This is a genomic window from Streptomyces hamibioticus (assembly GCF_047946815.1).
GTDB lineage: Bacteria > Actinomycetota > Actinomycetes > Streptomycetales > Streptomycetaceae > Streptomyces.
This window is the reverse complement of sequence record NZ_JBKKQY010000001.1, coordinates 1,068,293-1,079,696: the sequence shown is the minus strand read 5'-3', so window position 1 is coordinate 1,079,696 and position 11,404 is coordinate 1,068,293. Positions and strand designations below refer to the sequence as shown.

The following is an 11,404-nucleotide window of genomic DNA, read 5'->3' as shown; positions in this document are numbered from 1 at the left end:
CACCCTCATGAGCAGCGAGTCCACCACCATCCGCTGGGAGCAGGACGACACCGGCGTCGTCACCCTCGTCCTGGACGACCCGAACCAGTCCGCGAACACCATGAACCAGGCGTTCCGCGCGTCGCTCGCTGCGGTCACCGACCGCCTGGAGGCCGAGAAGGAGGCCATCCGCGGTGTCATCTTCACCTCGGCCAAGAAGACCTTCTTCGCCGGCGGCGACCTGCGCGACCTGATCCGCGTCACCCCGGAGACCGCCCAGGACCTGTTCGACGGCGGCATGGCGATCAAGCGCGACCTGCGCCGCATCGAGACCCTCGGCAAGCCGGTCGTCGCCGCGATGAACGGCGCCGCGCTCGGCGGCGGCTACGAGATCGCCCTCGCCTGCCACCACCGCGTCGCCCTGGACGCCCCCGGCTCCAAGATCGGCTGCCCCGAGGTCACCCTCGGCCTGCTCCCCGGAGGCGGCGGCGTCGTCCGCACCGTGCGGCTGCTCGGCATCGCCGACGCGCTGCTGAAGGTGCTCCTCCAGGGCCAGCAGTACAACCCGCGCCGCGCGCTGGACAACGGCCTGGTCGACGAGGTCGCCGACAGCCCCGAGGAGATGCTGGCCAAGGCCCGCGCCTTCATCGACGCCCACCCCGAGTCCGCCCAGCCCTGGGACCGGCCCGGCTACCGCATCCCCGGCGGTACGCCCGCCCACCCGAAGTTCGCGGCCAACCTGCCCGCCTTCCCGGCCAACCTGCGCAAGCAGACGAACGGCGCCCCCTACCCGGCCCCGCGCAACATCATGGCCGCCGCCGTCGAGGGCTCCCAGGTCGACTTCGAGACCGCCCAGGTCATCGAGGCCCGCTACTTCGTCGAGCTGGCCGCCGGACAGACGTCGAAGAACATGATCCAGGCGTTCTTCTTCGACCTCCAGGCCGTCAACTCCGGCGCCAACCGGCCGAAGGGCATCGAGCCCCGCCGGGTCCGCAAGGTCGCCGTCCTCGGCGCCGGCATGATGGGCGCCGGCATCGCCTACTCCTGCGCCCGCGCGGGCATCGACGTCATGCTGAAGGACGTCTCCCTGGAAGCGGCGGTCAAGGGCAAGGGCTACTCCGAGAAGCTGTGCGCCAAGGCCGTCACCAAGGGCCGTACCACGCAGGAGAAGGCCGACGCGCTGCTCGCCCGCATCACGCCCACCGCGGAGGCGGCCGACCTGGCCGGCTGCGACGCGGTGATCGAGGCCGTGTTCGAGGACACCTCCCTCAAGCACAAGGTCTTCCAGGAGGTCGAGCAGGTCGTCGCCCCTGACGCGCTGCTGTGCTCCAACACCTCCACCCTGCCCATCACCGCACTCGCCGAGGGCGTCGAGCGCCAGGCCGACTTCATCGGGCTGCACTTCTTCTCGCCCGTCGACAAGATGCCGCTGGTGGAGATCATCAAGGGCGAGCGCACCGGCGACGAGGCGCTCGCGCGCGCCTTCGACCTGGTCCGGCAGATCAACAAGACGCCGATCGTCGTCAACGACTCCCGCGGCTTCTTCACCTCCCGGGTCATCGGCCACTTCATCAACGAGGGCGTCGCCATGGTCGGCGAGGGCATCGAGCCCGCGTCGGTGGAGCAGGCCGCCGCGCAGGCGGGCTACCCGGCCAAGGTGCTGTCCCTGATGGACGAGCTGACGCTCACCCTGCCCCGCAAGATCCGGGCCGAGACCAAGCGGGCCGTTGAGGAGGCGGGCGGCACCTGGACCCCGCACCCCGCCGAGGCCGTCATCGACCGCATGGTCGACGAGTTCGGCCGCACCGGCCGCAGCGGCGGCGCCGGCTTCTACGAGTACGGCGAGGACGGCAGCCGCACCGACCTGTGGCCGGGCCTGCGCGAGCACTTCACCAGGCCGGGGTACGAGATCCCGTTCCGGGACATGCAGGAACGGATGCTGTTCTCGGAGGCGCTGGACACCGTCCGGCTACTGGAGGAGGGGGTGCTGACCTCCGTCGCCGACGCCAACATCGGGTCCATCCTCGGCATCGGCTTCCCGGGCTGGACCGGCGGCGTGCTCCAGTACATCAACGGCTACGAGGCCTACGCCGGGGCGGGTGCGGGGCTGCCCGGCTTCGTGGCTCGCGCCCGGGAGCTCGCCGAGCGCTACGGCGACCGGTTCGCGCCGCCGGCGCTGCTGGTGGAGAAGGCCGAGAAGGGAGAGGTCTTCAGCGACTCAGCCGGCGCGTGACGCCCCTGACGAGCGTGACGCTTCACCGGCGCGCGAGGCGTCTCCCGTGCGCGATGTGTCTCCCGCGCGGGAGACGTCTGCCTCGCGCGAGGCGCCTGCCTCGCGCGACGCGTCTTCCGCGCGAGACCCGGTGAGCCACTCGCCCAGCTCTTCCCGCAGCGACCGCTGGAACGTCGTCAGCAGCGCCTGCACCACCAGGGGCTGCATGTGCGCCGACAGGGACCGCACGTCCCGGGCGTCGCGTTCCGCCACCTCGCCGCGGAAGAGCTGGGACAGCTCATGTGCCGCGGCGCGCGAGTGCTCGATCAGAACCTTGCGCGCCGCCAGGATCGCCTCCTCGGACAGCGGCACGTCCAGCAACCGCACGCCGAGCCGCAGCAGGCCGAGGTCGACGCGGTAACCGCCGGCCACGGGCCGCAGCACGTCCATCGCCGTCAGCCGGTCCACGTCGTCGTCGCCCAGTGTCCGCCCCGCCCGCCGCCGGAGTTCCTCGCGGGTCAGCGTCTCCTGGGAGTCCGGGGCCCAGGAGGCCACCACCGCGCGGTGGATGGCCAGATCGTGCGCGCTCAGGTCCGGCGGCAACTGCTGCAGATAGCGCTCGATACCGGCCAGTGTCATCCCCTGCCCCTGCAACTCCTCGATGAGGGCGAGGCGGGCCAGGTGCGCACGGCCGTAGTGACCGACCCGGCGCGGCCCGATCACGGGCGGCGGCAACAGCCCCTTGGTGCTGTAGAAGCGGACGGTGCGCACCGTCACACCCGCCTGCGCGGCCAGCTCGTCGACCGTCAGCGTCAGCTCCTCGGCATGGCTCTCCATGTGCAGCAGTATCGCTGTCTCACCAATACTGTGAAACCACCGTGGACCTCTGGGACGGAGCCGTGCGAGGTCACTCTGTGTGACATTGACCATGGTGTGCAGGGCGCCCGGCGAGGGAAGGCGCTGCCTCGGTCTGTGCCGCGATCAGGGTGGTGTTCGGCACATAGCCGCCGAGCGCGTTGAACGGGTACGGCCCGAAGTAGCCGGTCAGCCACTCGGCGACCTCCCCGGTCCGCTCCACACCGGCCCGCGCGGCACCGGCGCGGGCACCGAGATCCTCGCTGTAGGCGTTGACGACCGGGATGCCGCTCTCGGTGGTGCCGGTGGTGATGTCGAACCTCCCCACCGCCGGCGTCGCGAGACAGGTGGCCTGCGGTTTGCCGGACCGCCAGTTCCAGCGGGTCCAGCCCGGCCGCGAACCCGTCGACTGCAGCGTGCCGTTGGAGATGGCCTGGGTGCCGTCCGGCACCAGTACCGACACGTCGTAGGTGGCCTTGTCCAACGGGTGGTCGTTGCCGGGGAACCACCACCAGGCCGCCTCGGGCTCGTTGGCCGCGACGCCGCCGTCCGGGGTTGCGGTGCCAGCCGGTGAAGCCGTACGCCCGCTGCTCGGACGGCACACCGCTGTAGCGGACCACGACGGTCACCGGTGAGCCCTTGCGCAGCGGCTCGTCCGGGGTGATCTCCAGCTCGTGCTCGCCCGAGGTGCGGTACGCCGCCTCATGGCCGTTCACCCGCACCTCGCCGACGTCCAGCAGAAAGTCGAGGTTGAGCCGCGACAGGTCCTGCGTGGCCCTCGCCAGGATCGTCGCCGTTCCCTCCAGCCGGTCCGTGGCCGGCCGGTACTTCAGGCGCAGGCCGTAGTGGGAGACGTCGTAGCCGCCGTTGCCGTAGGCCGGGTAGTAGGGGTCGCCGATGCCCGGGGCGCCGGGGGAGGCGCTCGCGGCCGACGCCGGGATCGCCGGCATCAGGAAGGCCACGGCCAGTGCGCCCGGCGCGATGATTCTGCGGTGCACGAACGCTCCAAGTCGTGGGGGCACGAGGTGCGTTCGGAGCCCATTCAGAGGCCTCACCCCCGGGCGTTTCCATGGCCACCACCGTCACACGATCGCCATTCGGCCGTCATGCGACACCCGGCGCGCGCCCCGCACCGGTGCCCGGATGCCCTCTTCTGCACGGCAGTTGACCGATGTACCGTCCGCCCATGCCGACACGCATGCGCTTCACGAACTGGAGACCGCTCGCGACCGCGGCCCTGGCCGCCCTGATGGCCACCCTGCTCTCGCCGACCGCGGCCCACGCCACCCCGCGCGAGAGCAAGCCCGTCCACTCCTACGAGCACGCCATCCGCGAGGCCGTCTGGGTGGACACCGGACTCGACGGGGACGGCGACGGCCGCGGCGACCGCGTCGCCGTCGACATCGTCCGCCCGCGCGAACCCGCCCGGCAGGGCCGGAAGATCCCGGTCATCATGGACGCCAGCCCGTACTACTCCTGCTGCGGGCGCGGCAACGAGAGCCAGAGGAAGACGTACGACGCCGACGGCGACGTCGACCGGATGCCGCTGTACTACGACAACTACTTCGTGCCGCGCGGTTACGCCTTCGTCGGCGTCGACTTGGCCGGAACCAACCGCTCCGACGGCTGCGTAGACGTCGGCGGGCGGTCCGACATCCGCTCCGCGAAGGCCGTCGTCGACTGGCTCAACGGCCGGGCGAAGGCGTACACCACCCGCACCGGCACCGAACGCGCCGAAGCCGACTGGACCAACGGCCGCACCGGCATGATCGGCAAGAGCTGGGACGGCACCATCGCCAACGGCGTCGCCGCCACCGGTGTCGAGGGCCTGGAGACCATCGTCCCGATCGCCGCCATCTCCTCCTGGTACGACTACTACTTCTCCGAGGGCGCCCCGCTGTACGACTCCGGCCCCGACTGGCTGTCGAACTACGTCAACAGCCCCGACGCCCGCGCCAGGTGCGACGCCGTGCAGCGCAGGCTGGCCGACGGCGCCCCGCGCAGCGGCGACCGGACCCGGCTGTGGTCCGAACGCGACTACGTGAAGGCCGCGGGCAAGGTGAAGGCCAGCGTCTTCCTCGTCCACGGCCTGCAGGACCTCAACGTCCGTATGCAGCACGTCGGCCCGTGGTGGGACGCGCTCGCCGAGCACGGCGTCGAGCGCAAGATCTGGCTCTCCCAGACCGGGCACGTCGACCCGTTCGACTTCCGCCGCGCCGAGTGGGTCCGCACGCTGCACCGCTGGTTCGACCACGAACTCCTCGGCTACGACAACGGCATCGACCGTGAGCCCATGGCCGACATCGAGCGCCGTCCCGACCAGTGGGTCACGTCCGCCAGCTGGCCGCCGCACGGCACCGCCACGGCCACCCTGCGCCCCGCCGATGGCACCGAACCGGGCGTCGGCACCCTGGGCCTGCGGCCGGACCGGGGCACCGAGACCTTCACCGACGACCCGTCGCGCGGCGAGACCGACTGGGCGGCGGACATCGACCGACCCACTCCGGACAAGGCCGGGTTCGTCACCGGCCCGCTCACCCGCGACCTGCGTCTGTCCGGCTCCTCGACGGTGACCGTCACCGCCACGCCCACCACCGCCACGGCCCACCTGTCCGCCGTCCTGGTCGACCTGGGCCCCGCCACCATCCGTGACTACGCCGACCGCGGCGAGGGCATCACCACCCTCGACCACCGCACCTGCTGGGGCGCGAGCACGGCCGGCGACAGCTCCTGCTACCGGGAGACGGCGGCGAAGACGGCCGACGTGGACCACACGGTCGTCAGCCGCGGCTGGGCCGACCTCGGCAACCACGCCTCGCCCTGGCACGGCCGCCCGCTCACCCCGGGCAAGCCGCACACCATCACCCTCGACCTCGCCGCCACCGACCACGTCGTCCCGGCCGGGCACCGGCTCGCGCTGATCGTCGCCGGCACCGACCGCGACCTCATCGACCCCCCGGCCGACACACCGACGCTCACGCTCGACCTGGCCCGCACCGCCGCCTGCGTACCGTTCGTCGGCGGCACCGCCGCGTTCGCCCGCGCCACCGCCGGTACGGCCGCCACCGCGCCCGCCGCCACGCCCCTGGACGGCGTGACCGCGCCGCGCACCACGCACCGCGTCCCGGAGGGAGCCCAGTGAAGTACCGCATCCCCGTTCTGACCCTCACCGCGGCGGCGCTCGCCGCGTCCCTCGTCACCGCACCCGCCCGGGCCGCCGACTCCGCGCACGCCGGTCCGCCCCGCACCGGCTTCGAGAAGTCCGACGGGGCCCGCTGGACCACCCAGCCCGAGGAACAGGCCCTGCTGGCCGCCGCCGACCGCGCGAGCGACCGGGTCTCGGTCGACCGCATCGGCACCACCAAGCAGGGCCGTCCCCTCCAGCTCGTCACCGTCGGCAGGCGCTCCGCCCCCGGCAAGGTGCTGCTCGTGTGCAGCCAGCACGGCGACGAACCCTCCGGCCGCGAGGCCTGCCTGTCCACCGTCCGCGACCTGGCCTGGGCCCGGGACCGGCAGACCCGTCGCTTCCTGGACCGTACGACCCTGCTGGTCGTGCCCACCGTCAACCCCGACGGCCGGGCCGCCGGCACCCGCGGCAACGGCGACGGCGTCGACATCAACCGCGACCACCTCGCCCTGAAGACGGCCGAGGCCCGCGCCCTGGCCGCAGTCGTCCGCGACCACCGCCCCGACGTCGTCTACGACCTGCACGAGTACGGCGCCACACCCCCGTACTACGACAAGGACCTGTTCGACCTCTGGCCGCGCAACCTCAACACCCACGAGGCCGTCCATGACGAGGCCCGGACCCTGTCCCGCGCCCACGTCCGCCCAGCCGCCGGACACGCCGGCTACTCGACCGGCACGTACGGCATCTGGACCGACCCCGGCACCGGCGAACCCATCAAGCAGACCGCCGGCGACGGCCAGGAGCGCATCCTGCGCAACATGTCCGGAATCAAGCACGCCATCGGCCTGCTCATCGAGAGCCGCGTCGACCCCCTCACCGACGCCGAGCGGCGCGACGAGGCGCTGAACAACCGGCGCCGGGTGCACTCGCAACTCGCCGCCCTCGGAGGCCTGTTCGGCTACGCGGACGAACGGCGTGGACGCATCGAGGCCGCCACGCTCGCCGCCCGGTACTCCGGCTACGCCGACCGCGGCCCGGTCTACCTCGGTGGCGCCGACAACGACGCGCCCGAGCCGTCCGAGGTGATCGGGGACCCGCCCTGCGGGTACCGGCTCACCTCCGCCCAGTACGCGGAGCTGAAGGACGAACTCGCCCTGCACGGCGTACGCGCACAGCGCACCGGCGACGGCGCCTACGTACCGTTGCGGCAGCCGCTGCGCGCCCTCGTGCCGCTGCTCCTCGACGAGCGCGCGACATACCACGTAGCAGAGGGCGAACCGGACATGAGCTGTTGAGAGGGGCTTGTTTTGCGCCAACTGTGGTAGGGGCGTACCCAGCAACATCCGCCTCATCGATTCGGTGAAAGGTGCCGCCTGTGACGCACGATCGGCCAAGTGACGCAGAGCATCCGGAGGGAACCGCGCTTCCGGGTTCGGAGGCGGGTCTTCCCGGGCAGGAGAAACGCCCCCGGACCGACCGGGTCGTGTTCGGCGTCACGGCGGCGCTCACCCTGGCCTTCGTCGTGTGGGGCGCCGCCGCCACCGACTCGCTGGAGGACGCCTCCAGCAGCATGCTCAGCGGCCTGATGCACAACGGCGGCTGGGCGTTCATGCTGGCCGCCTCGGGCTTCGTCGTCTTCGCCCTCTGGCTCGCGGCCAGCCGCTACGGTCGGATCCACCTCGGTGCGGAGGGCGAGGAACCCGAATTCCGCACCGTGTCCTGGGTCGCGATGATGTTCAGCGCAGGCATGGGCATCGGCCTGATGTTCTACGGCGTGAGCGAGCCGCTGGCGCACTACATGGCGCCCCCGCCGGGCACCTCGCCGGGCGACTCCGGTGAGCGCATGGAGACGGCCATGGCCACCACCCTCTTCCACTGGACGCTGCACCCGTGGGCGATCTACGCGGTGGTCGGCCTCGGCATCGCCTACAGCACCTTCCGCAGGCGCCGCCGCCAGACCATCAGCGCCGTCTTCACCCCGCTGATCGGCGAGAAGCACGCCGGCGGCGTCGGGGGCCGGGTCATCGACATCCTGGCGATCGTGGCGACCGTCTTCGGCTCCGCGGCCTCGCTCGGCCTCGGCGCCCTGCAGATCGGCTCCGGGGTGCAGGAGCTGGACTGGATGGACACGGTGAGCACCGGGCTGCTCGTCGGCATCATCGCGGTGCTGACCGTGGCGTTCGTCGCGTCCGCCGTCTCGGGCGTGGAGCGCGGCATCCAGTGGCTGTCCAACACCAACATGGTGCTCGCCCTGATCCTCGCCCTGTTCGTGTTCGTGGCGGGCCCCACCGTCGTCGTGCTGGACCTGCTGCCCACCTCGGTCTTCTCCTACCTCGGCGAACTGCCGGACCTGGCGGCCCGCACCGAGGCCAGTGGCGGCGAGGGCGTCGCCGACTGGCTGAGCAGCTGGACGGTCTTCTACTGGGCGTGGTGGATCTCCTGGACGCCGTTCGTCGGCATGTTCATCGCCCGGATCAGCCGCGGCCGGACGATCCGCCAGTTCATCGGCGGTGTCATCCTCGTGCCCAGCACGGTCAGCCTGATCTGGTTCGCCGTCTTCGGCGGATCGGCGATGAAGCTCCAGGAGCAGGGCCGGCTCCCCGAGGAGGCGACGCCGGAGGGCCGGCTCTTCGCGGTGCTCCAGGAGTTCCCCGTGGCCACCGTCACCAGCCTGCTGGTGATGATCCTCGTCGCCATCTTCTTCGTCTCGGGCGCCGACGCGGCCTCCATCGTGATGGGCGCCCTCTCGCAGAAGGGGGCGCTCGAACCGAGCCGTGTCGTCGTGGTGTTCTGGGGTGTGGTCACCGGAGCGGTGGCCGCCATCATGCTGCTGGTCGGCAGCGGTCAGGGCGACGCGCTGACCGGCCTGCAGAACCTCACGATCCTCGCGGCGGCACCCTTCATCGTCGTGATGATCTTCATGTGCGTCGCCCTCATGCGCGACCTGCGCCGCGACCCGGTGATCGTGCGCGGCGCCATGGCCGACGAAGCCGTGGAGCTGGCCGTCATCGAGGGGCACAAGCGGTACGAGGGCGACTTCGAGATCCGCATCGGGCCGGGCCCCGGCACGGACGTCGAGGGCGACCCGATCGGCAAGCACGGCTGACCGGAGGGATCTGTTCAGCGGGAGGCGAGCCGCACCGCCTCCCGCGCACACCCCCACGCCACGGTCACCCCGGCGCCGCCGTGTCCGTAGTTGTGCACCAGCAGCCGCCCGTCCGGCAGCGCTTCGCGCTCCAGCCGCACCGCGTGCCGGGCGGGCCGCAGCCCCACCCGGTGCTCCAGCACCCGCGCACCGGCGATCTCCGGCCGCAGCGCCGCACACCGCCGGACGATCGCCGCCGCCACCGCCGGGTCCGGCTCCTCGGACCAGTCGTCCTCCTGCGCCGTCCCGCCCAGCACCAGCCGGCCGGGCTGCGGGAAGAAGTACGCCATCTCGCCGGAGACGGGGTCCGTCGACACCGTCCAGGTCCGGATGCCGGGGTTCTCCACGACGACCAGCTGCCCGCGCACCGGGCGCACCGACGGGTCGGGCACGAGCGTACGGGCGCCCAGTCCCGTGCAGTTGACCACGACCGGCGCCGCGGCCTCGGCCAGGCCGGTCACCGCACGCTCCTCCACCACGCCGCCCGCCGCCAGCAACCGCTGCCGCAGCCACGGCAGATGAGTCGACATGTCGATGAGCGGCAGCCGTGCCCACAGGCCGGAGCCGCCGTACTCCGCGGCGGTCGCCGCCCGCAGCCCCGGCAGCCGGGCCGCGGCCCACCCGTCCACGTCGCCGAGCCCGGTCTCGCCCAGCACCCCCTCGGCCATCCGCACGCCGGTCACCTCCGGCCGCGCCGCGAGCTCCTCGTACACCTCCAGCGAGCGCAGCGCCCACCTGCGCGCGAGCGCCACCGGCTCGATCCGGTACGGCCACCACAGCGCCCCCGCGACCGCCGAGGTGGTCCGCTCGACGGGCTCCCGCGCCCACAGCCGCACCCGTCGCCCCCGCTCGGCGAGCAGCACGGCGGTCGTCAGCCCGATCACCCCGCCGCCGACCACGACGGTCTCGTCATCTCGTCCGCCTGTCACACGGGGACGTTAGCGGAATGTGTCAGCCGTGCGCAGACCGCACCCGGTGCGGGAATACTCACCGCATGGCTGCCGAGTACGCGACCTTCGGCCTGGCACCGGCGATGCGGGCCGGGGGCGTCCGCACCGACGGGGACTACCAGGCGCACCGCGACTTCGTGGACTTCATCGTCGACGGACGCCCGCTGCTGTACCGCCTCAGCGACCTCGACGCCGTCTCCCCGCTCGCCTCCGACATCCCGCCCGCCATCTTCACCGCGCAGGTCCGCGCACTGCTCCTGGAGGCCGAGGCGCCCCTGGCCGGTGGCCGGTACGTCATCTACGGCTGTCCCGAGTGCGCGGACCTGGCCTGCGGCGCCGTGACCGCCGTGATCCGGCGCGACGGCGAGGACGGCGAGGACGGCGAGGACGGCGAGGACTACGTCTGGCGCGACTTCGCCTGGCAGACCGGCGAACGGGCCGACCTGGAGCTCAACGGCTACCACGGCATAGGCCCGTTCCGCTTCGCCGGCGCCGAGTACCGCGCGGCGCTCACCGCCCTGCTCGACGGCGCCGCAGCCGGTCCGCGCAGCCGCGTCCTGCTGATCGGCGCCCGGGTCGCCGTGCTGGCCAGACTGGCCGCCGCCCTGCGCACCATCGGCATCGGCGCCGACATCACCCGCGACGCCGGTGACGTCCCGCCGGAGGAGCTGAGCTGCTACGCCGCCGTCGCCTTCGGCCGCGCGGTCCCCGAGGCGGAACGCGCCGCCGTGCGCACGGCCTTCGAGCGCGCCGGACTCGACGTGGCGTACGTCGACGGCCTCGCCCCGATCGTCCCGCTCCTGGTCGCCCAGATCGAGCACGCCCTGGACCGGGTGCCGGCCGAGCGGCGCCGCCTGACCCGCCTGTCCGTGACCGACGGCGCGGCCCGCATCGAGGTCACCTCACCCTGCCGGGTCCGCCTCACCGCGTACCGCCTCGACCGCCTGCACCGCACCCACACCCACGACCTGGCCGACGCCCACCTCGAACCGGGCACCCACCGCGTCCCCCTCGTCCCCAAGGCGCTCCGGGGCCAGTCCTACCTGGTGGCGAGGGCATCGACCAGCGTCCTGGTGACACCGGTGGGATCCTAGTCCGCGGGCGGCCGGCGCCCCGGCAACGATGGGGGCACC

At 72.5% G+C, this 11,404-nt stretch carries 6 protein-coding genes and 2 pseudogenes; 5 read left to right on the top strand and 3 right to left on the bottom strand.

Annotated features, from left to right (window positions below; translation table 11 throughout):
• The first annotated feature begins 7 nt into the window (after nucleotides 1-7).
• On the top strand, nucleotides 8-2,212 hold the full coding sequence (locus tag ACLGIH_RS04950; protein WP_416523984.1) for a 3-hydroxyacyl-CoA dehydrogenase NAD-binding domain-containing protein: 2,205 nt from the start codon (nucleotides 8-10) through the stop codon (nucleotides 2,210-2,212).
• 114 nt (nucleotides 2,213-2,326) lie between these two features.
• Here ACLGIH_RS04950 and ACLGIH_RS04945 read toward each other — a convergent pair.
• Both ACLGIH_RS04945 and ACLGIH_RS04940 read right to left on the bottom strand, forming a co-directional pair.
• Nucleotides 2,327-3,028, bottom strand: a pseudogene (locus ACLGIH_RS04945) (MerR family transcriptional regulator); the annotation flags it as partial.
• Between the two features lie 88 nt (nucleotides 3,029-3,116).
• Nucleotides 3,117-4,044, bottom strand: a pseudogene (locus ACLGIH_RS04940) (gluzincin family metallopeptidase); the annotation flags it as partial.
• A 188-nt stretch (nucleotides 4,045-4,232) separates the two neighbouring features.
• Between ACLGIH_RS04940 and ACLGIH_RS04935 the strand changes: the two are divergent.
• The 3 genes from ACLGIH_RS04935 to ACLGIH_RS04925 all read left to right on the top strand — a co-directional run bounded on the left by ACLGIH_RS04935 (nucleotide 4,233) and on the right by ACLGIH_RS04925 (nucleotide 9,282).
• A complete protein-coding gene (locus ACLGIH_RS04935; protein WP_416523983.1) occupies nucleotides 4,233-6,188 on the top strand; it encodes a Xaa-Pro dipeptidyl-peptidase in 1,956 nt (651 codons plus the stop codon).
• Nucleotides 6,185-7,471 (top strand): M14 family metallopeptidase, encoded by a 1,287-nt coding sequence (locus tag ACLGIH_RS04930; protein WP_416523982.1) that lies wholly within the window; start codon nucleotides 6,185-6,187, stop codon nucleotides 7,469-7,471. Before ACLGIH_RS04935 ends, ACLGIH_RS04930 begins: the two co-directional genes overlap by 4 nt.
• Before the next feature lie 80 nt (nucleotides 7,472-7,551).
• A complete protein-coding gene (locus tag ACLGIH_RS04925; protein WP_416523981.1) occupies nucleotides 7,552-9,282 on the top strand; it encodes a BCCT family transporter in 1,731 nt (576 codons plus the stop codon).
• 14 nt (nucleotides 9,283-9,296) lie between these two features.
• Here ACLGIH_RS04925 and ACLGIH_RS04920 read toward each other — a convergent pair whose 3' ends face one another.
• Nucleotides 9,297-10,250, bottom strand: coding sequence for an FAD-dependent oxidoreductase (locus ACLGIH_RS04920; RefSeq protein WP_416523980.1), 954 nt, complete (start codon nucleotides 10,248-10,250; stop codon nucleotides 9,297-9,299).
• A 65-nt stretch (nucleotides 10,251-10,315) separates the two neighbouring features.
• Between ACLGIH_RS04920 and ACLGIH_RS04915 the strand changes: the two genes are divergently transcribed.
• The gene (locus ACLGIH_RS04915) at nucleotides 10,316-11,365 is read left to right on the top strand and encodes an oxidoreductase (protein WP_416523979.1); all 1,050 of its coding nucleotides are present in this window, start codon (nucleotides 10,316-10,318) and stop codon (nucleotides 11,363-11,365) included.
• Nucleotides 11,366-11,404 lie beyond the last annotated feature (39 nt).